We start from the raw sequence: 26,715 nt of genomic DNA, 5'->3' as shown, positions 1-26,715 counted from the left end.
GTAAAACGAATGACGAAAAAAATTTCCCATTTCTGACACTAGGCAGGATAAGAATAATTATGATATAATATGGACGTAACGAATAATATTTTCACTATATGAAAATAATTTACGATTATTTCAGTATCAGCAAACGCAAACAATTGTACAATAAGGGAGGAATCAAGGCGATGATAAAGCTATTTGACGGTGGTGCCTGGCTCATCCATGGGACAGAAGTCGTTCCGGAACAAGAAGAAAAAAGGGCAGAGACTTTGGCCGGTCATGCTCTTTCTAAAAAAGAAGGAAAGAAAGGGACTATTGCCTATTCTATTTTAAAACAGCATAATACGGCTCCGGATATGGATCATCTGAAAATAAAATTTGATGCCATGGCTTCCCATGACATTACCTTCGTAGGGATTATCCAGACTGCAAAGGCATCGGGCATGACGAAGTTTCCACTGCCGTATGTCATGACCAACTGTCATAATTCCCTCTGTGCAGTCGGTGGCACGATCAATGAAGATGACCATCTCTTTGGACTGTCAGCGGCTAAAAAATACGGCGGCATCTATGTACCGCCCCATATTGCCGTCATCCATCAGTATATGCGGGAAAAAATGGCCGGCTGCGGCCGCATGATCCTGGGCTCAGACAGCCATACCCGGTATGGTGCCCTGGGGACGATGGCTATGGGGGAAGGTGGCGGTGAACTGGTCAAACAGCTTCTCTGTGACACCTATGATATTGCCTATCCCGGTGTCGTCGGCGTATATCTGACGGGCCGTCCCCGTCCCGGCGTAGGGCCCCATGATATTGCGATTGCCATTGTCGGTGCCGTGTTCAAAAACGGCTATGTCAAAAATAAGGTCATGGAATTTGTCGGACCGGGTGTCGCTTCTATGACGACGGATTACCGCAACAGTGTCGATGTCATGACGACAGAAACGACGTGTCTGTCATCCGTATGGCGTACTGACGACGATACGAAAGCCTATCTTACCCAGCATGGGCGTCCCGATGCGTATAAAGAATTAAATCCGTCTGATGTGGCATATTATGATGGGTTTGTCGAAGTAGATCTTTCAACGATCAAACCGATGATTGCCCTTCCATTCCATCCGAGCAATGCCTATGAAATCGACGAATTCAATCAGAATGCCGGTGATATTCTGCGGGAAGCAGAAAAACGGGCACAAGAACTCATCGGAGACAGGGATATTCCCTTCAGTCTGACCGATAAGCTCGTCGATGGCCGGTTGCATGTCCAGCAGGGCGTCATAGCCGGTTGTGCCGGAGGCAACTATGTCAATGTCATGGCAGCAGCTCACATTTTGAAAAACGCGTCGTGTGGCAATGGCGTATTTTCTCTCGATGTGTATCCGTCCAGCCAGCCGGTCTATATGGACCTCGTAAAAAAAGGCGCCGTTTCAGAACTTCTGGCAGCGGGGGCTGTCTTTAAGACAGCGTTCTGTGGTCCCTGCTTTGGCGCAGGCGATACGCCAGCTAATAATACACTCAGTATCCGTCATACGACGCGGAATTTCCCGAACCGTGAAGGCAGTAAGCCCGGTCAGGGACAGTTTTCTGCCGTGGCGCTGATGGATGCCCGTTCTATTGCGGCAACAGCTGCCAATGGCGGTGTCCTCACATCAGCTGAAGTGTATGCCGATGACTATGAAGTACCTCCTTATGACTATGATGACAGTGCCTATGCAGCCCGCGTATACCACGGATTTGGCAAAGCGGAAACCAGTGCAGATCTCATTTATGGCCCGAACATCAAAGACTGGCCGGCTATGGAACCGCTTGCTGATGATATCCTTCTCCGGGTATGTTCCAAAATCACCGATGCGGTCACGACGACAGACGAACTGATTCCGTCTGGCGAAACGAGTTCATACCGTTCCAATCCTCTGGGACTGGCTGAATTTACTTTATCCCGCCGGGATCCGGCATACGTAGGACGGGCCAAAGAGGTCCGGAAACTGGAACTGGCACGTCTTTCCGGACAATGCCCGGCAGGAGTTGATCCCGATATAAAAGCTGTTTATGAAAAAATTAGTCAGCATTTTCCGAAAACTTCCATGAAGACGACGGAAATCGGCAGTATGATTTATTGTACCCGTCCCGGCGACGGTTCTGCCCGTGAACAGGCAGCCAGTTGCCAGCGCGTCCTCGGGGGACTGGCCAATATCTGCCAGGAATATGCGACAAAACGATATCGTTCCAATGTCATGAACTGGGGTATGCTGCCGTTCCAGATGCGGGGAGAACCGAATTTTGAAGTGGGCGATTACATCTTCATTCCTAATGTACGTCAGGCCCTTTCCGGTGATCTGCAGCATATCAGGGCTTACGTCGTCGGATCGTGGAAAGAGATGGATCTCTACATTGCGCCTATGACGGATACGGAAAAAGAAATCGTCAAAGCCGGATGTCTTATCAATTTCAATCGCAACCGCTGACATATCCATAGTATCTGAGATTATTCCGTAAAATCTGAATCGAGAATTTGATTGCCGTGTTTGGGAGCAATGGCATATTGCTTTTTCCAGGCCCGGTAAAACGTGGAATAATGAGTGAAACCGCAGTCGTAACATACGGTCGTGAGAGCCCGCCCCTCTTCGATGAGGTGGCGGGCTTTTTGCAGCCGTTTCGTCGTTATATACTGGCCGATGGAAAGTCCCGTTTCTTCTTTAAACAGATGCATAATGTAATCCGGACTGAGAAAACAGGCCCGGGCAATAGATGGAATGGTCAGTTTTTCTGTCAGATGGGCGGTTATATAATCCATGACTTGTATGATTTTTTCATTTTTTTTGTTCTGATGGACATAGCCTATTTTCTTTTCGTTGACGGCCTGGGTAAGATATATGAGAAATTCCGTAAATATGGCTTCTTTCAGGATATCACCGGCTGTTCCGCTGACCATCCAGGCCTGGCGGAGCCGGCAGGCTGTACTGTATACGCTGCCTGCTTCCTGATGCTGACGCAGAATCGGTGAAGGTGTCTGAAATACAGGAAGGACGGGAAAACCGCGGCGGGCAAAGGTATCAATAAAGGAAGGAGACAAATAGGCGATGATCCGTTCATAGACGGCATCACCGGCGATGACCGGACGGTGAATCTGACCGGCAGGAATGACGACGACATCGAAGGGCTGCAGTACATACGATGTGCCTTCAATATCGTATGTGACATGTCCCTGTAGGAATAGCGTGATTTTATCGAAGTCGTGATAATGGTACGGACAGGTCCAGGCCTTTTTATCGCAGACGTGGAACAACCGAAACTTTTCATGAAGATATCCTGTTTTTTCTGCCATCACTTTCTCCTTTTTTTTAATGAATGTATTTTCTTCGACTAAACAGTATTTGCAATATATATAGCATTATTTACATATACTTGTCACTTTCGGTTATTGTATAATACTGGTTGTGAGATTTCAAGAAAAAGTGAATGTGTCTGTATAGGAATAGATAGAGTTTGGGAGGTATATCCTATGAAATTTGTAAAAATGCACGGCTTAGGCAATGATTTCGTATTTCTGGAAGATAAAAATGGCGCCGATAAAGATTTTTCCGGTCTTGCCAGAAAGATGTGTGCTCCTCATACGGGAATTGGCGCTGATGGCATCATCGTGATCGTTCCCAGCGATATAGCCGATGTACGCATGCGGATCATCAATGCCGATGGCAGTGAAGCGGAAATGTGTGGTAATGGTATCCGCTGCTTTGCCAAATATGTGTATGATCATGGCATTATCCAGAAGAAAGAATTTGCTGTAGAAACATTGGCAGGCATTATGAAACCGAAAGTGACTGTTGGGAATGACGGCCAGGTCAGCCTGGTCACCATCAATATGGGTAAACCGTTTACAGACCGTACCCAGATTCCTATGGAAGGCCCGGCAGGCCCCGTCATTGATGAACCCGTTGAAATCGATGGCAAAACCTATCATATTACCAGCCTTCTCATGGGCGTACCCCACACGATGACCTACGTCAAAGATGTCGATGCCGTCAATCTTCCCGAACTGGGGCCTAAATTTGAAACGTACAAAGCTTTTCCCCGTAAGACGAATATGAATTTTGTACAGGTCATTGATGACCATACAATCAAAGTCCATACATGGGAACGCGGCGCTGGCGCTACTCTGGCCTGCGGGACCGGTTCCTGCGCCTGTGCAGTCGGTTCTTTCCTCAATGGCTTTACCGGACGCAGTGTCGATGTTCAGTTATATCTGGGTACGCTTCATATCGAATATAATGAAGAAGATGGCAACGTATATATGACCGGTCCGGCCGCCGTTACCTTTACCGGTGAATGGCTGGAAAATTGAAAGAGTATAAGAGAAATGAAAGAGCTGCCTTAGAGACAGCTCTTTTTTCGTATCTCCGGGGCAGGAAATATGCTATACTAGAAAAGAATGCCAGTCAGATTTTACCGATATGGGAAAGGATGTGTGCCTATGAATTATATATGTGCCGATATCCGCACGGATGTGGTTGTTTATAGTCTGTCCGATGAAACGGGACAGCTATCGGAATCCAAAGAAATACCAGTAACGGAGGGAGATTGGAAATCGGTAGTACAGGCACTTCATGCTATTGTCCGTTCCTATGACGGGGAAGAAACACTGGGCGGTCTGGCTTTATCCGTTCCCTGTCTGGTCGAACCGGGAGAGGGAATTATTCTTTCGGGAGAAGAAACAGACATAGAACAGGATTATCCACTGGCAGAGTCCGTGTCGGCAGCCTGTGGACTTCCCTGCAGCGTGGAAAATACAGTCAAGTGCACGGCCCTGGGGGAATACTGGCTCGGTGCCGGACAGCGGTCTCATCTGCTGTTCTGCCTGAATATGGGAAATCGCATCAGCGGTGCCGTTGTCATCGATGGATGTGTGCTCCATGGTGCCTCGTTCAGTGCTGGAGAAATAGGCTATATGAAAATCGGTTCATCCGCAACTTTTGGTGAGGCTGCTTCTATACAGGCACTGCTTCAGAACGTCGCTGCAGCCCGTCAAGTTCCGGCAGCATCGCTGGATGAAAAAAAGCTGTTCCGTCAGGCAAAAAGTGGTGATGTTGTGGCAGTCATGGCAATCCGTCGTCTCATCGATCATATGGCTGCCGGAATTGCCAATATCTGTTATCTTTATAATCCTGATATGGTCATCATCGGAGGCAGTCTGGCTGCTCAGATGCGGTATATCCGCCCTCTTTTGATGGAAGAACTCAAAAAACGTCTCCGGCCAATAGTATATGAACATACGCGCGTCACCTTTGCCCATTTGGGAGAAACGGCAGCTCTGAGTGGCGCTTTATACTGGTTATTACAGAAAGTACGTCATCATGATATATAACGAACCTGTAGAAATTGGATATTTTATCAGCCGTCCCAACCGGTTTATCGCTTTTGTGTCTATTCATGGCAAAGAAGAACGCTGCCACATGCCTAATCCGGGACGGATGTGGGAATTATTGTACCCGGGTACAAAGCTCTATGTCCGGCACAGTGCCAAACCGGAACGGCGGACGGCCTGGGATGTAGTGGGCGTAGAACGAGACGGTGTGCCCATTCTCCTCGACACACAGTACAATAATGATACGGCAGCCCGCCTGATTACCGAAAAAAAGGTTCCAGGATGGGAAGACTGGAACCTTTTGCGCCGGGAAGTAACGGTCGGGGACAGCCGGTTTGACCTGCTCCTGGGCCGGGGGAAAGAATTATTTTATGTAGAAGTTAAATCGTGTACTCTGTTCAGCCGCACGGGAGCCATGTTTCCCGACGCTGTCACGGCGCGGGGGCGCAAGCATATTTTGGAACTGGCATCCATGCATCGTCAGGGTATTCATACAGGACTTTTGTTTCTCGTACACTGGGACCGGGCCCGATGGTTCCTGCCGGATTATCATACGGACCCAGATTTTGCTTCGGCATTCATGGAAGCAGCACCGGAACTGAACTGGAAGGCACTGGCCCTTTCCTGGACTCCGTCCTTTACGGAACCGGTGCCTGTGCGCCTTCTTTCGTATCCTGAAGCGGTCCTTGTAAGAGAAAATCATGATAGTGGTGACTATCTCTTTGTCATGCATCTGGAAGAGACGATGGATATAGTCATTGGAGCTAGGGGGAGCCTGCACTTTCCAGCTGGATATTATGTCTATACAGGATCGGCCCGGAAACATCTCACAGCCCGGCTGGCCCGTCATACAAGGCGCCGTAAGAATATGCACTGGCACATCGATTACCTGCGCCAGTATGCTGATACGGTTGCAGCTATTCCCATCCGTACATCTCAGGACCTGGAGCATGATCTGGCTCATGCTGTCGATGGCATTGCCGGATGGCGGATAGATGGTTTTGGATGTACCGATTGTGATTGTGCCAGTCACTTATTCGGTTTTTCAGAGAATCCCATCCACTTGCCTTACTTTATCCAGATTGTCGAAGATTTCCGCATGAATCGTCTCGATCCGGATGTAGATGCCTGTATATAAATTAGAATTATGTTCTAAAAGTATAGAAGCCGTGGCAAAAAATGCTGGCCACGGCTTTTTTCTATGATATAATAAATACTAATCTGATGTAAACACAAGGGGGTATATATAATATGGAAAGATCGGATGCAATTGCATTACTTCGTAAATATAACGGGGAACCGTTTCATATCATGCACGGCCTGACCGTTGAAGGCGTTATGCGCTGGTATGCCCAGGAACTGGGATATGGTGATGATGTCGATTTCTGGGGTCTCGTAGGCCTTCTTCATGATATTGATTTTGAAAAATATCCGGAACAGCATTGCAAGAAAGCACCGGAACTCCTGGCTGAAATCCATGCCGATGATAAACTCATCCACGGCGTCGTCAGTCATGGATATGGCCTGACGGTCGATGTCAAACCGGAACATATGATGGAAAAGGTACTCTATGCTGCGGACGAACTGACAGGCCTTATCTGGGCAGCTGCCAAGATGCGCCCATCGAAAAGCACCAAAGATATGGAAGTCAAGAGCCTGAAAAAGAAATTCAAGGACAAACGGTTTGCCGCCGGTTGCTCCCGGGACGTCATCAAAAACGGTGCAGAAATGCTGGGCTGGGATCTGAATGACCTTTTTGAAAAGACGATTCTGGCTATGCGTTCCTGTGAAGATTCGGCACGGAAAGAATGCCTGGAACTGACAGGAGTAGAAGAATAACTATCGTTTATGAATAGGGAGGAGATTGTCTGATGCCACGGCATCGGCAGTCTCTTTTTTATTCACTGTAATCCGGTACAGGCAGTGTCTTCAGGAAGTAGTATGAAGGCAGGGTTGCCAGTTGTTTGTCTTTTTCACAATCTTCATCAAAAATAGCAAAGAAAGAGGCCCGCACGTTTACGTTTTCCAACACGTTATGGATGGCAATAAAGGTTTTTCCCGTACTCGATACGTCGTCGAGGACCAGGACTTGTTTCCCCGCCATCATCCGAGCCTTGTCTTCTGTCAGATAGAGGTGTTCCGGCCTGTTATGCGTACGAGACTGGTAGGTTCCGCTCCAGAAGGGACGCTGCTCTTCATCGGCAGACAAGGATTTACGGAGCATGATGACCTGGCAGCCGTTCATGAAAGCCAGCTGTGTTGCCAGGGTAATGCAGCGGCATTCCGGTGTCACGATGATATCAATATGATTGCTGATATTGTGATTCATGTAACGGTTAGCTTCCACTGCCGCATCGTACATTAAATATGGATTATGTATAAAATCGACTTTTACCAGGCTGATGCCGCCGGCTCCCGGGCAGACGGGCAGCGTATATGCGTGATGATTAAATTCTACTTGATATGTTGATTCTGATGCATAGACCATATTTTATCACCTCCTGGAGAATTCTATATTCAGTATACATTTTTTTTAATAATTATGCCATAGAAATGATAAATTTGTGGCATTTATTTTCTATATGTCCTATAATAAAAATATGCTATGACAATTGCTGGCATAGATGTAATATACTGCTGCGGAAAGGACCGTATGAAACAAAAAAAAATTTTTGGATTTGATTATACAAACAACGAATACATGAAATTGTTCATGTATCTTCTTGTCGGCGGCAGTGCAGCTCTCTTGGAATGGGGCCTTTTTTATTTGATTTTTCAGGTACTGACAGGAGCATCCATGTTTCCTTTGCAGACGCAGAATGTATTGGTGGCGACGACACTGGCTTTTGCCTTTTCGACGTTGTACCATTATATTCTCTGTAACGTCTTCGTGTTCGATAGTGGCAGCCGTTATCAGCGCGGTGCAGAAATTTCTCTCGTATTCCTCGTCAGTGTCATCGGGTTGGGATGGAATCTGCTCCTCATGTGGATTTTTACATCGCCATCTATTTTGGGACTGCCGCCGCTCCCGGCAAAGATCATGGCCAGTGCTATTGTAACCGTATGGAATTATTTGTCACGAAAAAAATGGATTTTCAAATAAAAAGGGGATGGGGTTATGGAAAAAAATCAGCGTGTACTGGATATCCTGAAAGAAATGATTGCCATTGACAGCGAAACGAATACGGAAAAAGAAGTCGATATGGAAAAATATCTGCAGAAAAAACTGTCTTCCATGGGGGAAATCGTAAGAGTCAGCCTCATGCGCGTTCCCAACGATCCGGCCGGCCGGTCTGTCGTCTGCGGGTTTATACCGGGGCGGAAAAAGGATACGGTCATTTTCCTCAATCATCATGATGTCGTCGGTACGGAAGCGTATGGCATTTTGCGGGATGACGCTTTTTCTCCGGAAAAACTTCTGCAGGAACTGATACAGTTCGAAAAAGACGAATCCGTCCTTTCCGATTTAAAGAGCGGAGAATGGATGGTCGGACGCGGTTCCTGCGATATGAAAGGCGGAGCGGCTGCCCAGCTGGCTGTTTTCGAAGAATATGCTGCCCAGGGTGGTGGTGAAGCCGGCCTGCTTTTTGTCTCCCTGCCTGATGAAGAATCATATTCGACGGGAATGCGGACAGCCGTTCCGGTATTGAAAGATCTGCGTGATACGTATGGGCTCATTTACCGCGTTCTCATCAATAGTGAACCTAACGAAAAGAAAAATGGGAAAATCGTGGCATTTACCGGGTCGGTAGGAAAGCTCCTGCCTGTCGTCATCGTACAGGGAAAATCGGTCCATGTCGGCAATTATCAGCAGGGAATCAATCCACTGGGGGTATTGTCACGGATCGTGGCGGAAACGGAAGGTGATGCGTCTCTGGCCGATACTTGTGGTGACGAAATGACGCCGCCGCCAGCCTGGATTTTCCAGCGGGACCGCAAGGATAAATACGATGTATCCCTGCCACAGCGTGCTGCAGGCTGTGCTAATTTCATGACTTATACGAAGACGCCGGAAGATGTCATGTATCTGTTGCGAAATGTGGCGCAAAAAGCCGTTTCCGATGCTTTGAGCCATGTCAGTCCCGCCCTTTCAATGGAAGTCATGACCAGTGCCGAACTACTGAAACAGGCAGAAGATTACCCGGGATTCGATGTATTTTATGAAAATGCCAAAAATAACAGCTTTATCCGATTACAAAAAGGTGAAACGTCTTATGCCCAGGAAACGATACGCCTTCTGGAAGCGGTCCTCGATTTTACCGGCATGAATCAGCCTATGGTCGTCATTGCCTTTGCACCGCCTTATTACCCTGCGGCAGACAGCCTGATTCTTCATGACACGCGGTATGACGGGCTTCGGCAGATTATCGGCGAGATGACCGATGTTCGCTATGATCATTATTTTAATGGTGTCTCCGACTGCAGCTACTGCTGTGTCAATCCGGACATGGATGAATCCCTGCTGGAACATAATCTGCCGCTGTGGGGGAAATCCTATGGATTTGATTTTGGCGCCATGGAAGAAATGCAGATTCCCTTCCTTCTTCTTGGCCCCTGGGGCAAAGACCTGCATGAACGGACCGAACGGGTCAATATAGACAGTGTATCCTCCCGGCTTCCCAATATATTGCGCAAAATTATAAGCTATGTAGGAGAAACGGCAGAATAGAGCAAACTGTAATTCTTTTTTATCGTACTTTCCAGAAAATTGTAACAAAACTGTAACAATCAAGTGGTAGTATAAAGACGTAACAAAGGTCCGTAATGATTTTTTATTAGAAATTGTTATGAATCAATGATGCATTTATTTATGAAAGCGTGGGATACTTATGATGAAAAAGAAAGTATTGACACTCGTTGCTGCTGCAGCGTGCGTATCTTCGTTTGCCTTTGCAACTCCGCAGACACAGTTTGAACAGGGCCAGTGGCAGATTGACCTCGGCGCCTGGAATCCGAAGGCTGAAGTAGATTCTTCCAACTGGGGTGCTAACAGTGGAGATGTAAGCTCTGATTCCAAATGGAATTTCCAGGGCGGTCTTTCCTATGCCTTTACGGACAAACTGGCCTTGCAGTATAACTACTACGGCCTGAAGACCGATTATAAGGGTGAACGTGCTACCGACGGTGACGAACACGAAGTCAACCTCGTCTATGGCCTCAATAAAAACTTTGCCGTATTCGCCGGCTGGAACCGTATCAATAACGACCTCGGCGCTTGGAGTGACACCAATAACGTAGCTCAGATCGGCCTTATCGCCAAAGCACCGCTTGCCAAGAATTTCGACATCTATGCCAAAGGCGCTCTCGGCACGAAGAATACTTCCATGTGGGAAGCCGGCCTCGGCTACAGCATTACGCCGGATCTCGACATCAACGCCGGGTACCGTTACCTTAACACGAAACTGGCTGACAAAGGTGATATGCCTGGTCTGAAAGATGATGCCAATATTTCTTATAAAGGCTTCATCGCCGGCTTGTCCTACCGCTTCGGCGGCGGCCACAAAGAAGCTCCTGTAGAAGAAGCACCGGCTCCTGTCTATGAAGCTCCGGCACCGGCTCCCGTAGAAGCTCCTCATGTATACAATGATTACTACCTCGACAGCATCCACTTCGGTTTTGACGAAGATCAGCCGCTGGCTTCTGAACAGGGCAAACTGGACAACTTCGTATCCGTTGCCAAGGCCAACCCGACAGAACAATTTAAACTGACGGGGAATACAGACTCCAAAGGCAGCGATGCATACAACACGGATCTTTCCAAACGCCGTGTAGATAATGTAGCTCAGTATGCTGTCAATAATGGCGTACCGGCTTCTCAGATGATCCTGGATTACAAATCCTTCCATGATCCTGTATCCAGCAACGACACGGATCAGGGCCGTGCTGACAACCGCCGCGTTGATATCTGGGAACATAAATAAAAATACGATGTACTCAAAAGGCCTGCCTATTGACAGGCCTTTTTTATGCTGATTTTACAATGTAAAAATGCTTGCTATTTTTCCATTTATACGATATAATTACATAGCTAACAGAATAAAAGTACTGGTGCGTGGCAATCCGTCGGGACTTGTGCAATGGAAACCTATGAACCTCGTCAGGTCCGAGAGGAAGCAGCGATAAGTAGTCATTTCCATGTGCCATGAGGCAACCTGACGGGTTGTCATACACGAGTACTTTTCAGTTGGTCAAAGCAGCTATGCCGTTAGCTGCTTTTTTTTACATCTTTCCGAAAGGACTATCATGGCATATATTGCGCTATATCGTAAATGGCGTCCCAAAACCTTTGAAGACGTAGTGGGTCAGCGCCAGATTACGGAAACTCTGCAAAAAGCAATAGATACGGATAAAGTAGCTCATGCCTACCTGTTTTCCGGTCCCCGTGGCACAGGTAAGACCAGTACGGCTAAAATCTTTGCCAGGGCCATGAATTGTGTCCATGGGCCGACGTCCCACCCATGCAATACGTGCGATGTATGCCGCCATATCCTTGCCGGGGAATCCCTCGATGTCATAGAAATCGACGCGGCATCCAATCGCAGTATTGAAGATATACGGAATTTGCGGGAAACGATTAAATTTATGCCGGCTGAAGGACGCAAAAAGATTTACATTATTGATGAAGTGCACATGCTGACGACAGAAGCCTTCAATGCGCTTCTAAAGACACTGGAAGAACCGCCGGCCCATGTGATTTTTATTCTGGCCACGACAGAACCGGAAAAAATTCCGATGACCATCCTGTCCCGCTGTCAGCGTTATGAATTCCGCCGCATTACCAGTCAGGATATAGCAGAACGGATTCTTTATATAGCCGATAAAGAGCATATTGATATTAGCAAGGGAGCTGCCCATATCCTTTCCGTGCAGGCAGACGGTGGCATGCGCGATGCTCTGAGTCTTCTGGACCAGTGTGTCAGCAATGCTGATGGGACTATCGATGAAACCCTGGTCCGGAATCTTCTGGGGCTGGTTGGCCGGGACTGGTTGTTTTCCCTGGCCGATGCCGTATTTTCCCATAAGGGAGATGTCATCATCAGTGCCGTCGATGATATTGTCCGCATGGGAAAAGAACCCCGGGTCATACTGACTGAATTATTGGAACATCTGCGGGCGCTCATGTTGTATCAGGCAGCGCCTGAATCAGATACACTTTCGGCATATGCCGATTCGATGAAAGAACTGGCAGAACAGGCAGGACGCGTCGAACCGGGACAGGTTTTCCGCATTCTCGGAGTGCTTCAGGAAGCACTTATGACGGCAAAAAATTCGCCGGCACCGCGTGTTGCCGTGGAAATGGGGCTGCTCATGGCCAGCCAGGGAGGAAGCACCAGTACTCATGCCGTATCGGATACCTCGGCAGGTGCGGCGCAGATCCAGGCACTGACCGACCGGGTGACGCGGCTGGAACAAGCCTTATGCCAGATCAGGGTGCCAGCGGGAAGTACTAAAAAAGAAAGAGAAGAAATTCCCCTGCCAGACGATGAATTTTCTCATTCCGGGGATTTGCCAGACGAACCGTATGACGATGCCGGATTTTTCAGGACGCCTCCTGCAGGCGTATCATCTGTTCCGCCTATACAGGACAAGGAACCGCCACCGGCGTCCGTACAGCCCGTATCCAGAGATATTCCGGCAGCACAGGCTTCTTCTGCCAGTGCATCGCCATCGCCTGTTCCCATACCAGAAACGGCTTCGTCCCGTGCGCTGCCGGTGCCGGAAAATTATGATGCCGTCTGGAAGCAGGTTTGTCAGATACTGGAAAAAAAGAAAAAAATGCAGGTTGTATCGTGTATACGCCTGGGCAGGGTACTATATATTGGTGAAACAGAAGTCATCCTGGTATTAAAATCGGCCTTTATGGTAAAGCGGGCCAACCGGGAAGATTATTATAAATACGTTGATGAAGCTCTGGCCGGTATTTTGGGCAAGGGATATCACATGAGAGCCTATCAGGAAGGAGATCCAGAACTGGCAGGCTACGAAAAAAAAAACAGTGAAATCACGGTGACCCGATCTCCCGCTTCTCCGGAAAAAACAAAATCCGATACAGTATCTGTATCGGAAGAAGATGCGGCCATGAAATCTGTGGCTCCCGGGGACATCCCAGCGGCAGCGCGTCAGGTACTGGACCCACTGCTCGAGAAGCTGGGAGACTGTCATATATATGTAGAAACTAAAAAATAATCAGAAAATCAGGAGGATATGAATATGTTTGGTGGAAATATGCAAGGCATGATGAAGAAAGTACAGAAGATGCAGAAAGACATGAAAAAACTGCAGGAAGAACTGAAACAACGTACTGTGGAAGTGACGGTTGGCGGCGGTGCCCTGACTATTGTCATGAACGGGGAAAAAAATGTGGAAAGTGTCAAAATCAATGATAAAAATGTTATTGATCCGGAAGACACGGAAATGCTGGAAGATCTCATTGTCGCCGGCGTCAATGAAGCCAGTAAAAAAGTCGATGATCTCATGGCTCAGGAAATGAGCAAAATAACGGGTGGCATGAAGCTGCCGGGCATGTTCTGATGGATACGCCTCTGGACCGGCTGACAGAACAATTCCGCCGTCTGCCCGGTATCGGCATCAAGACAGCGCGCAAGCTGGCTTATTATATGGTACAGCAGCCGGAAGAAAGCGTGAATGCCTTTATCGGAGCTATCCGCGATGCCAAATCGCAGATGCATTTTTGTTCAGTCTGCTTCAATTTATCGAGCACCGATCCCTGCCCTATCTGCAGTGATCCCCGGCGCGATCACTCCATTATCTGCGTCGTCGAAACGCCGCAGGATGTGCTGGCTATCGAACGCAGCGGTGATTATCACGGCCTTTACCATGTCCTGCACGGTGCACTGTCGCCCCTCGACGGGGTAGGTGTCGATGATTTGCGGATCAAAGAACTACTGCAGCGACTGCAGGATACAGAAGTCAAGGAAGTCATCCTGGCAACGGATCCGGACGTAGAAGGGGAAGCGACGGCCCTGTATCTGGCACGCCTGTTGAAGACGGCAGGCATCCGGGTTACCCGTATTGCCCGGGGCCTTCCCATGGGCGGAGATATTGAATATGCTGATGAGGCTACTCTGGCCGGTGCCGTAGCTAATCGGCAGGAAATGTGAGGACTTTATGGATTTCTACGGCATTGGCATCGGTATCGTCATTCTCGTGCTGGTGCATAAACTGATTCTGGCACCGCTTCGCCATCTTCTGGGAAACGTCGTTATCGGATTGCTGCTCTTATATGGGGTCAACCATTTCGGCTATCTCCTGGGCCTGGCTCATGTGCCTATTACTCTCATAACGGGAATTCTGGTCGGTATTTTCGGCCTGCCCGCCGTAGCTGTTCTTACGTTGTTCTATACGTTTTTCTGAAATTCCGAAAGAAGGAAATATGGTGCGAATCAAAAAATGGGCAGCAGCAGCCCTTGCTGCCGTCTTCGCTGCCGCAATCCTTTCTGGTTGTGGCAACAGCGTGACTACGAAAACGGAAAGTGTAACGAAATCGGAACATCCTGTGGCCCTGACACTCGATGCAAATATTACGGCCCTGCACATGACCAATGTAGTGCCTAAGCTTTCGGGCAAACTCGTCTCGACGCCCCTTACGGTAGGACAGGAGGTCAAAGCTGGCGAAGTAGTCGTACAGGTTGATTCGGCTCCATACCAACAGAGCGTCAGTGATGCCGAAGCACAGCTGGTAGCAGCGTCTTCTGCTGCCGCAGCGGCTCCGGTATATCAGGCTCCGGCTGCCAGCAGTGGAGGTGACAGTGGCCAGCGGGCAAAGCTCGATGTCTGGTATAATGAAGGAGCTATTTCCAAAGTCGAATACAACCAGATGATGGCCCGTACGGCTCCTCCGGTTCAGTCTGCTCCTGTTCAGGAAGCCGCGCCGGCTGTTGATTCGGGGCGCATTGCCCAGCTGCAGCAGGCTGTCCAATCGGCCAGGGAAATGCTGAGCAACGCTACGATTTATTCGCCTATTGACGGGCGTGTCACCTCTGTAGCCGATAATCCGTCTGTTGCCGTTGCCGGCAATGTCCTGGCCACGATTCAGCAGATGACGCCGTTGGTAGCGACGTTTGCCGTACCGGAAGATTATATAGAGGCACTGCAGACTGCCAAGAGTAATGGCACCATCAAGGTATCTATCATTGCTCCGTCTGGCGAGTCGGAAACAGGTGAGCTGACCTATCTTTCTGAAGTGAAGGATCCGGCAACGGGCTCCTATATGGCCAAGATTACATTTAATAACGACAAGAATCTGTTCGTGCCCGGCGAATTTTATCATGTCCGCCTTTCGACACCACAGGAAGTATCCCAGATTACTGTACCCAAAACAGCTGTCAAGACGAAAGACAGTGGAGATTTTGTCTATATCGTTAATGACAAGGGGCTGGCCGATGCCAGGTCTGTCCTGACGGGGGATGAAGAAGCCGGACGGGTAGTCATCCTGAACGGCCTTAGTGAAGGAGAAAAGGTAGTCATTGATCCGCCCGATTCACTGGAAATCGGTATGAAAGTCAATACGTAGGAAGAAAGCAGGCGATTCCATGAATATAGAAGACACAGGTAAAAGAGGGCGGCAAAATAGTCTGCTCAAATCATTGGAAAAAAGTCTCGATGTCCTCGATATTTTTGTCGAATGCAATACCGGTCTGACTTTGAAAGAAATAGCGGCCCGGACTGACCTCAATACTTCGACGGCTTTCCGCATCGTCAATACACTGGAACGTCGTCAGTATCTGACGCGCAACGAAGCATCCAAACAGTACCGGCTGGGTCCGAAAGCACTGGCTCTGGGATATTCCTCCCATTGGACAGAAAACGTCGTGACCCTGGCTAAACCGTATCTACGGCGGCTGCAGCAGATTTTCAATGAAACGGCCAGTATTTATGTGGCCGAAGGAGACAGTCGTATCTGCCTGGATCATGTAGAAAGCACCCATTCGTTGCGCCGCGTTATTCCCATGGGCGAATCGCTGCCTATCTATAAAGGTGCTGCCGGCAAAGTGCTTCTGGCCTGGGCTAGCAAGGCCGAACGGAACCGGGTCATCGTCCAGTATGGCAATTTGTCGGAAAGTGAGTTTGCCTCTATCCGGCACAATGGTTATGCCATTACCCAGGATGAAAGCGAACACGGTCTGTTTGCTCTTTCCGTTCCGATTTTCAATTTTGAGGAACAAGTCATCGCTTCACTGACCATAGCCGGTCCGAGCATGCGGTTTTATGATTCTATCCGGCAGAAGATGCTCTTTACCATGAGCCAGTATGCCTATGAAATATCCTATTCACTGGGTTATCGCAAAGACAAAGATAAGGATAGATAAATGAATAGCGGAATGATAGGATCGAAGTGGCCGGAAAAATGGTATGAAGAAGATGTCTGTCAGGTTGCCCGGCATCTTCTGGGGGCTGTTCTGGTACACGTTACAGAGAATACAGTCTATGCCGGCCGTATCGTCGAGACCGAGGCTTATGGAGGAACATATCATGGCTGGCCTGATGATGCGGCCCACAGTTACCACGGCAGGACGGCCCGGACAGAGCCGATGTTCCAATCCGGAGGCTGCAGCTATGTCTATCAGATTTATGGCATGTATTACTGTATGAATGTTGTGACCGGTCGTGCCGGCAGTGGGGAAGCAGTCCTCATCCGGGCTGTAGAACCTCTTTCCGGTCTGGATGATATGTTCCGCAACCGTAACATGGATAACCGTACCCGGAGTCCGTATCATCTGACCAACGGACCGGGAAAACTCTGTCAGGCCATGGAAATCACAAAATCACAGAATCAACTGGATCTCTGTGGCGATGAATTGTACATTGCTGAGCCGGTTATGCGCCAACCACTGCAGATAGCATGTTCTGCGCGCATTCATGTAGACTATGCCGAAAAAGGGAAGACTTTTCCCTGGCGTTATTATATTGAAAATAGTAAATCCGTATCTCGGCCATGAATCGATGGTACTTGAGAATCGGCGTTCATATACTTAGGGGGAGATTATTATTATTGAATTTAGAGAAATCCGTCTGGAAGATAAACCGATTATAGATGATTATTTTCAGCAGAAGCGGTATGAACAGGCTGATGCAACATTCATGACGCTGTTTGCCTGGCAGAAGCCCTATGAAATCCAGTGGGCTGAAGAAGACGATGTCATGTATATCCGTTCCGGCCGTGGCAAAAAGCAGTTCTGGATTCCGCCATTTGCCAAAAAAGACGGCAGCTTTTTAAAGGGCGTACAACGGATGCACGAATGGTTTGATGAACATGGCTATCCGTTCCTCATGAAAGGGGTAACGCCGGCAGCTGCCGAACGGATCCGGACACTCTGTGAAGACTGTTATGAATTTACGCCGGACCGGGATAACTACGAATACGTGTATCTCACACAGGACCTCATCAACTTATCAGGAAAGAAATTCCGTCAGAAAAAGAATAACCTCAATCATTTCCGCAATCAGTACATCGGAAACTGGGAATACGTGCCTATTACAGAAGAAATTTTTGATGAATGTATGGAAGCGGAAAAGACATGGTATGACCAGCATGAAGAACAGGATGACGATGAAGAACTTCTGGGTGAACGCCACGCCATCGAAGAAGTATTCAATAACTGGGAAATCCTTCAGCCGACGGGCGGCGCCATCCGCATGTATAATAAGATCGTCGCTTTTTCCATTGGTGAAATGCTCAATGATGATACGGCAATCATCCATTTTGAAAAGAGCGATCCCAATATCCGTGGCCTGTATCAGGTCATTAATCATGAATTTGTCGTTCATGCCTGGCCTCACACGACTTATATCAACCGGGAAGAAGATATGGGTATACCCGGTCTGCGTCATTCCAAGGAATCATACAACCCGCACCATTATGTAGAAAAATTTGATGTGACATTGAAAAAATAAAAACGGAGGCTGTCCCTGCATGACAGCCTCTTTCTTATAGAGAAAGGGGAGGTTTCTATGAATTTCCGTTTAGCTGGCGAACAGGACAGAGGGCTGGTGGAAAGTCTATGGGATTACTGTTTTGAACATCGGGAAGATCCGTTTTTCCAGTGGTATTTTAAAAATTTCTATAAACCGGAACAGGTTCTCATGGGGTTTCAGGGTGATCAGATGGCCTGTCTGACCCATCTCAATCCCTATACACTGAATCTCCGGGGCAGACAAGTGCAGACATCCTATATTGTCGGATTGGCAACGCATCCGGCAGCCCGGCGCGGCGGTGTCGGTGGCAAACTGCTCACGGCAGCCCTGGAAGAAATGAAACGGCGCGGTCATTATGTCAATATCCTCATGCCCAGCAAGGCCGGTTTCTATCAGCCCTACGGTTATGAATTATACTGTCATCAGTGGAAAGAAACGCTTCCTCTCGATGCTCTGCGCCCTCTTACGGACCGGACGCTCCACTATGGATTTATTACCAGCCCGGATGAATGGACTTATCTGGCGCCGGTATACGATGCCTATACGCGCAATCTTTCCGGTTATGCCGTCCGGGATGAACAGAGCTGGCGCAGCCATATCAGCGCCCAGCTGGCGGAAGGCAATATCGCCGTCTGCCTCGATGGTGACCGGCCGGTCGGATATCTCTTTTATCAGCTCGGTGAACCGACTATCGTAAGCGGAGAATTCGTGTATGCTACGGCCAGGGGCAAGAAAGGGCTTTTGAATTATATTTATAATCACCGCTCACAGGGCGATACATTCCAGTGGAATGAAGGAATCCACGACCAGTCGTACCGCTTCTATCCCGATGGCAAACAGGGCCATGAAACGATGCCCTTCATGACCGGCCGTATTGTCGATGTCAAAGGAGCGCTGGAAGAACTGCCATACCAGGCGGAAGGAAGTCTGACATTCCGGACAGACGACCCTCTGGCCGATTGGAATACAGGGACATGGCGCCTGACGGTGCAGGACGGCACAGCCAGTGTAGAAAAACGGCCTGATGGAGAAATGACCGATGCCGTCATGCCTATTGGCACTCTGGCTCTCCTCGTATTTGGGGCGATGGACGTCGATGATCTCGTTTTCAACGAAAAAATACAGGGAACAGATCGGGCACTGGAAATATTGCAGGCCTTGTTCCCAAAAGAAAAATGCTATATCAATGAATGGTATTGATTATAGGCTTGTTCTCCTGCAGGACAGTGGTGATGAGCAGATATGCAGGAATAGTAATTGACTTTTATAAATCGGATGGGTATAATAAATCCGTGATGAATTACATAATAAAGACTCCAGTGGCGCTGGAGTCCGGGAAAAAGGAATGGCTGTTGTACGCTGATAGCGTGCGGCAGCCTATTTTTTTTGTTGGTTATTCATCATATGTCTATGTGTATTACAAAAGCATGGATGTATCATTTTTTTGTTTTTATGATAACAGGAGGTCTATCTATGGCTACAGAAGTCACGAAAGAATTTATCGTAGGCATGCCGAAAGCAGAATTACATTTGCACATCGAAGGTACTCTGGAACCAGAATTAAAATTAAAACTGGCTCAGAAAAATCATGTAGATATCGGTCAGACTACGATCGAAGAAGTACGGGCATCATATCAGTATGACGACCTGGCTTCATTCCTGGCTGTATATTATCCTGCCATGAATGTATTGCAGACAGAAGATGATTTCTATGATTTGGCCATGGAATATATTCATCATGCCGCAGAAAATAATGTCCGTCATGCTGAAATTTTCTTTGATCCCCAGGCACACACGAGCCGTGGTATCGCTTTTGAAACCTTCATCAACGGCTTATACCGGGCTACTGTCGATGCCCGGGCACTCAATATCGATGCCAGACTGATTATGTGTTTCTTACGGGATATGTCCCGTGAATCGGCCCGCAAAACGCTGGAAGAATCCCTTCCGTACCGCGATAAGTTCATTGGTGTCGGCCTCGATTCAGACGAACACAATAATCCGCCCATGAAATTTTTCAATCAATTTACCCAGGCTGAACAGTATGGCCTGCATCTTACGGCACATGCAGATATCGACCAGAAAGGTTCTATTGAACACATCCGTGAACTGCTGGAAGTTATCGGCGTCGAACGGATAGATCATGGCACCAATATCGTTGAAGATCCTGATCTGGTTGCCTACGCAGCCAATCATCATATCGGCTTTACGACATGCCCGCTGTCCAATACGTTCGTACGGCCTGAAATGAAGGGACCGGAAGTACTGGAATTGCTCGATAAGGGCGTCAAGATCTCGGCACACTCCGATGATCCTGCGTATTTCGGCGGATATATCAGTGATAATTACTATGCCCTGGCAGATGCTTTCAACCTGACGAAAGAACAAGTAGTGATGCTGGCGCGGAATTCCTTTGAAACATCCTGGATCAGTAAAGAACAAAAGGCTATTTATATTGCCGAACTGGAAGAATATGCAAGAACCCATTAAGAAAATCGCAGTGCAACAGCGTGTCTATTTATTTATATAATGAGGGGTACTTATTTTTATGTCTAGCAACCAATCTATGGGAATTTTGGATAAAGTCTTTCATTTATCTGAAAACAATACAACAGTAAAGAGGGAATGTCTGGCAGGTCTGACGACATTTGTCTCCATGGCGTATATTCTCTTTGTCAATCCGATTATCCTGGGAGATGCGGGTATGGATGCCGGTGCTGTTTTTACGGCTACGGCCTTATCAGCTATCATGGGCTGCCTGCTCATGGGTTTTTTGGCTAATTATCCGATTGCTATCGCCCCAGGTCTGGGTGACAACGCCTTCTTTACTTATTCGGTCGTCCTTGCCATGGGTATTCCCTGGCAACAGGCCATGGGCGGTGTTTTCATCGCGTCCATTTTGTTTACGCTCGTTTCCTTTTTTAAGATCCGGGAAATCATCATCGATGCGATTCCTCAGGATTTGAAATATGCTATGGCTGCTGGTATCGGCATTTTCATTTCCTTCGTGGGATTGCAGGGAGGCGGTATCGTCATTGGCGATCCCTCTTCTCTGGTAGCAATCGGGTCGTTTAAAGTTCCGACGACCTGGCTTACTATCTTTGGTGTTTTCGTAACGGCTATCCTCATGGCAAAGAAAGTGCCTGGATCCATCTTTTACGGTATCGTCCTGACGGCTGTCATGGGACTGGTGACACAGATAATACCGCCTCCGGAAAGCATTATTTCCATGGCGCCGAGTCTGGATCCGACGTTCGGTGTAGGCGTGACGAATATGGCGTCTATTCTTACAGATCCTCAGATGTGGGCCGTAGTGATCATCTTTTTCCTAGTGGCCTTTTTCGATACGGCTGGCACGCTCATCGGACTGGCACAACAGGCCGGAATTATGCATAATGGTAAAATGCCCCGCATCGGCCGGGCTCTCATGGCAGATTCTCTGTCCATGCTCGGCGGTGCTGTTATGGGAACGACTCCTACGGCAGCTTATGTCGAATCTTCGGCCGGCATAGCTGTCGGTGCCCGTACAGGCCTGACAGCCGTTGTCGTAGCGATTCTCTTCGCCTTTAGTATGATTTTTTCACCTCTTCTGGCCGTCGTTACGGCTCAGGTTACGGCTCCGGCCCTGATTATCGTCGGCGTTCTCATGACATCGTCTCTTAAGGAAATCCACTGGAATCAGTTTGAAGTCGCCTTCCCGGCTTTCATGGTCATCATCGGCATGCCACTGACATTTAATATTTCGTATGGCATCGCCTTCGGGTTCCTGTTTTATCCAATCCTGATGACTATTGCCGGACGGCGCAGAGAACTCAATCCACTCATCTGGGTCATGTTTGTTCTCTTCCTCATTCTGTTGTATACGCTGACTATTCTTAAATTTTAAGGAGATTATACATGCTTACGAAAGAACTGTTATCTGATTATATCGATGCTGGTGCAGCCCGGATTAAAGCCGATATGGCTGTTATCGGCGGTACGCTGATCAATGTCAATACGGGTGAATACTATAAGGCAGACGTGGCTGTCTATAAAGGGAAAATCGTCGCCGTTGAAAGTGATATTTCTGACTATATCGATGAACATACGCAAAAAATAGACGCGACAGGAACCTATCTGGCTCCGGGACTTATTGACTGCCATATCCATGTAGAATGCAGCAAAATGAGCATGACACGTTTTGCCCAGGCCGTCGTTCCCCACGGTACGACCAGTATTGTCAGTGGTCTCGATGAATATATTTCCGTCATCGGCGTCGATGGGCTGGAAGCCATTTTCAAGGAAGTCGATGCATCTCCTATGAAAGTATTCTGGGCACTGCCTTATAAGACACCGTATACGATTCCCGTTTCGACCATTGCATATAATGTGACAGCTAAAGATCATGCAAAATATCATCAGGATCCTCGCTGTTATGGTATATGGGAACTGGTACGTGAAGCTGTCCAGACTAAGGATCCGGATACGATGGAAGCACTCGTCCTGGCCAGAAAATATCATCGGCCTATTTTTGGCTGCAGTCCCCTGGCTAAGGGCAAGGCTCTCAACGAATATCTCATGAGTGGTGTTCGTGTCGATCACGAAAGTTATGACCACCAGGAATTCCTGGAAAAAGCCCGCAAAGGGATGCACACGATTATCCGGGAATCAGCAGTCACGAAATTCCTTAAAGAAAATGTCCGCGCTATTACCGAAGGCGCACCGGGCATAGCCCGTCATACCAGCTTTTGCTCTGATGATGTAAACGCCCGGGGCATTCTCAAAGAAGGTCATATCGACCATATGGTACATCTGGCCATCGCCGCGGGAATCGAACCGATGACGGCCATCCAGATGGCGACAATTAATGCGGCAGAAGCTTATGAAATCGACGACCGTGTCGGTTCTATTGCACCAGGCAAGGATGCGGATATCCTTCTCGTCGATCAGCCGGGGACTTTCCGTGTACAGACAGTCATCAGTAAGGGGATACTGGTGACAGAAAAGGGAGAAAATAAATTCGAGTATACTGTACCCAGACGGGATGATTCCCTGTTGCACACCGTACAGCATGCACCGCTGACGGCAGATGATTTTGCCTATCATGTAGATATGGATGAAGGAAAGGCTGTCGTAGAAACGATCAACAGTATCGGGCCGTTCATGCGCAGACGCCGTGACGTCGAACTGGATGTCCGCGGAGGTATTGTCCGTCCCAGTGCCGAAAAAGACGTGGCCCTCGTATCGGTCATTGAACGTTATGGCATAAATGGTAACATGTCCAAGGGTTTCATTTCCGGATGGTCATTTAAGAAAGGTGCTATTGCCACGACGGCGGCTCCTGACGATAATAACCTCGTCGTCGCTGGTGCCAATTATGATGATATGGCACTGGCTGCCAATACACTGATCGAACAAGGCGGGGGACAGGTCGTCGTCATTGATGGAAAGATTGTTTCGTTCCTGCCGCTGCCCATTGCAGGTATTGCATCAGACCTGACACCGGAAGAATTGGCACAAAAAGAAAATGAACTCGACGAAGCGGCCAAAGCGATTGGCAGCCGTCTCCCGGATCCGATTTTTTATCTGTCCTTCCTGCCCATCACGGCGATTCCTGACCTGGCAATTACCGATGGTGGCAACGTAGATTATACAAAGCTATCTTACTTTGATCCTATCCTGGAATTGAAGGATAGATGATTTTTTTAAGGACATAGCTAAAAAGACTGTGCATGATGTTTTCATCGTGCACAGTCTTTTTAGCTTATATTCCTGCTTAAATTTTTCCGTTCGAGTACCTATTATGGAGTTAATGATATATGAAATAGACGGCCGTACTGGTCAGGATACCGGCACCTATATATACGGCCATAAGGGTCAGGATGAGATGACGCCGGGCAGAAAATACGGGCCGGAATGCACCATGTATAGAACCGGCAAGCATGACATAGGTGTCACTTCCTGTTGCCGGTACGTCCTGTCCGGTATGAGGTGTCGTCGTGCCGGGCAGTGATCCGGAAGTTGTGGGAGCCGGGTGGGAACCATGATAGGACAGGTTATTTTCGATGATTCCGTCAGGATTGGAGCGTATGTAGTCATGGACGTATTCCGTGTGGCCGTCCGGTGCGATACGCGTATAACCATTGACATGATGGTAACCCGATGGCGCTTTGATGAATCCGTCATGACTGACGGCGCTGTCGGGAGCAAAAGCCCCATCGTGGGTAAAGTCGCCAGATATACCGTCAGCTATGGCCCCGTCTACGGCAGCTGCTTTTAAGAAGGGGAGAATCAGGGCGATGATGACAAGGGGGATGCTTCCCATGATGCTAAGGGCTCCGGAAGCGGTATAGCCATTACGGTACAACCAGTACAGCAGCATCTGGAAAATAAAGGCAATGACTATAGCCAATGTTGTAAAAGCCAGACAGGTAAAAAAGAAAGCAGGCCTATTTATCAGATGGAGTAGTGATTGAGGCAGGAGAAGCACAATCTGGCGCAGTCCACTAAAGATGTAATGGTATCCTGTATAGATCCATTGTATTTTAAAATACAGTGTCAAAGCCAGACCGTAGACGAACATTCCGGCAATGACGGCCCGCCAGTTTTTGAGGATAAAGCCGATACGGGCCAGAAATAAAACGACCATGATAATAAAGGCGACCGGTGCCAGAAAAGGAAAGGCCAGACAAATACCGGAGGCAATGACCGATACGACAACCATAGTCAGCAGCATGCGCCATGCCGTCAGAATGAAAAAGGCGCAAAAAAAGCCAATAATGACCATGGGATGATGGCCTTTGATAAAAATATACATGATAATGGAAAAAATAGCGATGGCACTGATCGCATTGTGCCATGTCAGAAGTTGGGATGAGACCCATTCGGAGCGCGTCATAGTTTGCTTATTCATATTATCCCCCGTTTATACTATAATCATTCCTATATTACGTGAGGTTATAGAAAAAAGCAAGAAAAAAGAGACTGGATACAGTCTCTTTTAGGATAGGAATGGAACATAAGCCTGCAAGGCAGAAAAAAACGCTATGTTCAGGCTTTTTACGATTTTGTCAGGATACTTCAGCGGATGAAATTGGTCATGACTTTGGCTTCCGTTTCCGGTGCGGAGATACCGGCCTTTTTACCGGCTTCAATGCACTTCAGTATCCACGCCATGTTGCGGCCTAGGACGCGCATGATTTGAAGACCTTCGGCATCCTGACGGACTTCATCAGGCGTATTGCCATGTACCATGGGCCAGTAGTTGGAAGCGACGCTTACCATCTGATGATAGGCCAGGTATTTATTGAGGACATCGAGAGTAGCTGTCGTTCCGGCACGACGGGCAGATGCAACGGTTGCCCCAACTTTGTGTACGAGGGCCGCACCGGCTTTTCCGGCGAGCTGATCCATAAAGGAAACGATTTCTCCTGACGGGGAAGCCCAGTATACGGGAGAACCGATGACGAGACCATCGGCGGTCTTCATTTTTTCAGCAACGGCATTGACTGTAGCCGTATCCGGAACAGCATGGATGATTTCTGCATCAATTCCGTTTTCTTTCAGCGTATCAGCGACGACGGAAAGGGCCGTATAGGTGCAGCCTTTTTCGCGGCGGCTGCCATTGAGTAAAATAACTTTCATAAAAATCCCTCCTGTATGTCATTGCAAATTTTTATCAATTTTACATATCTACTATATCACGCAAAAGGCAAATAGTCAAACGAGAAAGATTAAATGGAATTATATGGAAATAGAGATGTTTTTTACTGCGAAAAAGTATATACTAAAAATAAAAGCTAGTACTATTATAATCGTATGTATCAAACAAAGAAGGTGAGTGTCATGGCCTATCGGGAATGTCCCGGATGCGGTTTTTTCTATGTCAGTGATGAAGAGGATACGTGTCCTGAATGCGGCTGGCCTGTGCCGCGGAAATGCCCGTTTTGTGGCAGTGAATATGAAAGCCGGGATGTTATCTGTCCAGGATGCGGGAGACAAATCGATACGCTCACCCATCAGGTACTACCTGAATCCGATGAAGGGACCGATGACTTTGATACAGGATATGACAGGGGCTTTGACATAGGTTTTGATAAAGGCTATGATTACGGCCATGACCGGGGGTTTGAAAAAGGGTTTGAAGCGGGCCGTAATAATGATCTGGCAGCTCTGGAAACTGTGCAGAAACGAAGACAGGACCGGAAAACGGGGCAAACTATGCAACAGACAGATACAGTTGTGACAGAAGATACAGAGGATGCTCCTACAGAGGAACCATCGGCGATGGATCCAACATCAGCACAGGAGACCCCGATGCCATGGATCTCCAAAGTGATTGGCGTCCTGCTCGTTCTCCTGTGTCTGGCTGTCGTCATCGCTATTATAGGACTGCAGCCGGTAGTCATTATCTTTGTTCTCCTTGTTTTATACGCCCTGCTCCGCTGAAGAAT

Annotated in this window: 25 protein-coding genes and 1 other RNA gene; 22 read left to right on the top strand and 4 right to left on the bottom strand. The window is 48.1% G+C overall.

Annotation, left to right across the window (positions count from 1 at the left end; all coding sequences use genetic code 11):
• Positions 1–170 precede the first annotated feature (170 nt).
• Positions 171–2,450: a hydratase gene (locus tag ACGTIC_RS01185; RefSeq protein WP_113855139.1), complete on the top strand. Its 2,280-nt coding sequence runs from the start codon at positions 171–173 to the stop codon at positions 2,448–2,450.
• 20 nt (positions 2,451–2,470) lie between these two features.
• Here the strand turns inward: ACGTIC_RS01185 and ACGTIC_RS01180 are convergent, their stop codons facing one another.
• Positions 2,471–3,310, bottom strand: a complete 840-nt coding sequence (locus ACGTIC_RS01180) for an AraC family transcriptional regulator (RefSeq protein ID WP_075581703.1) — start codon at positions 3,308–3,310, stop codon at positions 2,471–2,473.
• A 177-nt stretch (positions 3,311–3,487) separates the two neighbouring features.
• Here ACGTIC_RS01180 and dapF point away from each other — a divergent pair, with 177 nt between their 5' ends.
• From dapF to ACGTIC_RS01160, 4 genes are all read left to right on the top strand, one after another.
• Positions 3,488–4,327 (top strand): diaminopimelate epimerase, encoded by an 840-nt coding sequence (gene dapF, locus ACGTIC_RS01175; protein WP_113855138.1) that lies wholly within the window; start codon positions 3,488–3,490, stop codon positions 4,325–4,327.
• A gap of 129 nt (positions 4,328–4,456) precedes the next feature.
• Positions 4,457–5,347, top strand: a complete 891-nt coding sequence (locus ACGTIC_RS01170) for an ROK family protein (protein WP_162816190.1) — start codon at positions 4,457–4,459, stop codon at positions 5,345–5,347.
• Positions 5,337–6,485: a DNA/RNA nuclease SfsA gene (gene sfsA / locus ACGTIC_RS01165; RefSeq protein WP_113855136.1), complete on the top strand. Its 1,149-nt coding sequence runs from the start codon at positions 5,337–5,339 to the stop codon at positions 6,483–6,485. The genes ACGTIC_RS01170 and sfsA overlap by 11 nt, the downstream gene beginning before the upstream one ends.
• A 113-nt stretch (positions 6,486–6,598) precedes the next feature.
• Positions 6,599–7,186, top strand: a complete 588-nt coding sequence (locus ACGTIC_RS01160; protein WP_059076207.1) for a hypothetical protein — start codon at positions 6,599–6,601, stop codon at positions 7,184–7,186.
• A 58-nt stretch (positions 7,187–7,244) separates the two neighbouring features.
• Here ACGTIC_RS01160 and ACGTIC_RS01155 read toward each other — a convergent pair whose 3' ends face one another.
• Positions 7,245–7,835: a phosphoribosyltransferase family protein gene (locus ACGTIC_RS01155; RefSeq protein ID WP_059076206.1), complete on the bottom strand. Its 591-nt coding sequence runs from the start codon at positions 7,833–7,835 to the stop codon at positions 7,245–7,247.
• A gap of 165 nt (positions 7,836–8,000) precedes the next feature.
• Between ACGTIC_RS01155 and ACGTIC_RS01150 the strand changes: the two genes are divergently transcribed.
• The 16 genes from ACGTIC_RS01150 (at position 8,001) to ACGTIC_RS01075 (ending at position 23,962) form a co-directional block, all read left to right on the top strand.
• Positions 8,001–8,450, top strand: a complete 450-nt coding sequence (locus tag ACGTIC_RS01150) for a GtrA family protein (protein WP_059076205.1) — start codon at positions 8,001–8,003, stop codon at positions 8,448–8,450.
• A 15-nt stretch (positions 8,451–8,465) separates the two neighbouring features.
• Positions 8,466–10,016 carry a M20/M25/M40 family metallo-hydrolase gene (locus tag ACGTIC_RS01145; protein ID WP_113855135.1) on the top strand — a complete coding sequence of 517 codons (1,551 nt, stop codon included), beginning with the start codon at positions 8,466–8,468 and terminating at the stop codon, positions 10,014–10,016.
• 160 nt (positions 10,017–10,176) lie between these two features.
• Entirely contained in the window at positions 10,177–11,268 is a 1,092-nt protein-coding gene (locus ACGTIC_RS01140) for an outer membrane beta-barrel protein (protein ID WP_113855134.1), read from the top strand.
• A gap of 140 nt (positions 11,269–11,408) precedes the next feature.
• Positions 11,409–11,508, top strand: an RNA gene (gene ffs, locus ACGTIC_RS01135) — signal recognition particle sRNA small type.
• Positions 11,509–11,590: 82 nt separating this feature from the next.
• Complete coding sequence (gene dnaX / locus ACGTIC_RS01130) at positions 11,591–13,534, top strand: DNA polymerase III subunit gamma/tau (protein ID WP_113855133.1); 1,944 nt, start codon at positions 11,591–11,593, stop codon at positions 13,532–13,534.
• Between the two features lie 24 nt (positions 13,535–13,558).
• The gene (locus tag ACGTIC_RS01125; protein ID WP_059076201.1) at positions 13,559–13,879 is read left to right on the top strand and encodes a YbaB/EbfC family nucleoid-associated protein; all 321 of its coding nucleotides are present in this window, start codon (positions 13,559–13,561) and stop codon (positions 13,877–13,879) included.
• Positions 13,879–14,469, top strand: a complete 591-nt coding sequence (recR, locus tag ACGTIC_RS01120; RefSeq protein WP_075581697.1) for a recombination mediator RecR — start codon at positions 13,879–13,881, stop codon at positions 14,467–14,469. The genes ACGTIC_RS01125 and recR overlap by 1 nt, the downstream gene beginning before the upstream one ends.
• A gap of 7 nt (positions 14,470–14,476) precedes the next feature.
• Positions 14,477–14,722, top strand: a complete 246-nt coding sequence (locus ACGTIC_RS01115) for a pro-sigmaK processing inhibitor BofA family protein (RefSeq protein ID WP_059076199.1) — start codon at positions 14,477–14,479, stop codon at positions 14,720–14,722.
• 19 nt (positions 14,723–14,741) lie between these two features.
• Positions 14,742–15,881, top strand: coding sequence for an efflux RND transporter periplasmic adaptor subunit (locus ACGTIC_RS01110; RefSeq protein WP_206084921.1), 1,140 nt, complete (start codon positions 14,742–14,744; stop codon positions 15,879–15,881).
• A 19-nt stretch (positions 15,882–15,900) separates the two neighbouring features.
• Positions 15,901–16,677, top strand: coding sequence for an IclR family transcriptional regulator (locus ACGTIC_RS01105; RefSeq protein WP_083237081.1), 777 nt, complete (start codon positions 15,901–15,903; stop codon positions 16,675–16,677).
• Positions 16,678–17,307, top strand: a complete 630-nt coding sequence (locus ACGTIC_RS01100) for a DNA-3-methyladenine glycosylase (protein WP_257536608.1) — start codon at positions 16,678–16,680, stop codon at positions 17,305–17,307. It abuts the gene before it with no gap.
• 43 nt (positions 17,308–17,350) lie between these two features.
• A complete protein-coding gene (locus ACGTIC_RS01095; protein ID WP_083237080.1) occupies positions 17,351–18,262 on the top strand; it encodes a phosphatidylglycerol lysyltransferase domain-containing protein in 912 nt (303 codons plus the stop codon).
• Between the two features lie 57 nt (positions 18,263–18,319).
• The gene (gene eis / locus ACGTIC_RS01090; protein WP_113855132.1) at positions 18,320–19,483 is read left to right on the top strand and encodes an enhanced intracellular survival protein Eis; all 1,164 of its coding nucleotides are present in this window, start codon (positions 18,320–18,322) and stop codon (positions 19,481–19,483) included.
• 273 nt (positions 19,484–19,756) lie between these two features.
• Entirely contained in the window at positions 19,757–20,773 is a 1,017-nt protein-coding gene (add, locus tag ACGTIC_RS01085; RefSeq protein ID WP_113855131.1) for an adenosine deaminase, read from the top strand.
• 85 nt (positions 20,774–20,858) lie between these two features.
• On the top strand, positions 20,859–22,169 hold the full coding sequence (locus tag ACGTIC_RS01080; protein ID WP_394522746.1) for an NCS2 family permease: 1,311 nt from the start codon (positions 20,859–20,861) through the stop codon (positions 22,167–22,169).
• An 11-nt stretch (positions 22,170–22,180) separates the two neighbouring features.
• Entirely contained in the window at positions 22,181–23,962 is a 1,782-nt protein-coding gene (locus ACGTIC_RS01075; protein WP_059076194.1) for an adenine deaminase C-terminal domain-containing protein, read from the top strand.
• Between the two features lie 109 nt (positions 23,963–24,071).
• Here ACGTIC_RS01075 and ACGTIC_RS01070 read toward each other — a convergent pair whose 3' ends face one another.
• Together ACGTIC_RS01070 and ACGTIC_RS01065 are read right to left on the bottom strand one after the other, a co-directional pair.
• Positions 24,072–25,175: a hypothetical protein gene (locus ACGTIC_RS01070; RefSeq protein WP_113855130.1), complete on the bottom strand. Its 1,104-nt coding sequence runs from the start codon at positions 25,173–25,175 to the stop codon at positions 24,072–24,074.
• Positions 25,176–25,342: 167 nt separating this feature from the next.
• Positions 25,343–25,906 carry a flavodoxin family protein gene (locus ACGTIC_RS01065; RefSeq protein WP_113855129.1) on the bottom strand — a complete coding sequence of 188 codons (564 nt, stop codon included), beginning with the start codon at positions 25,904–25,906 and terminating at the stop codon, positions 25,343–25,345.
• A gap of 201 nt (positions 25,907–26,107) precedes the next feature.
• Here ACGTIC_RS01065 and ACGTIC_RS01060 point away from each other — a divergent pair, with 201 nt between their 5' ends.
• A complete protein-coding gene (locus tag ACGTIC_RS01060) occupies positions 26,108–26,710 on the top strand; it encodes a hypothetical protein (protein WP_113855128.1) in 603 nt (200 codons plus the stop codon).
• The last annotated feature ends 5 nt before the right edge of the window (positions 26,711–26,715 follow it).

This window comes from Megasphaera hexanoica (assembly GCF_043520715.1).
GTDB lineage: Bacteria > Bacillota > Negativicutes > Veillonellales > Megasphaeraceae > Megasphaera > Megasphaera hexanoica.
The sequence above is the reverse complement of the archived record's forward strand: the minus strand, read 5'-3'. Positions and strand labels throughout refer to the sequence as shown.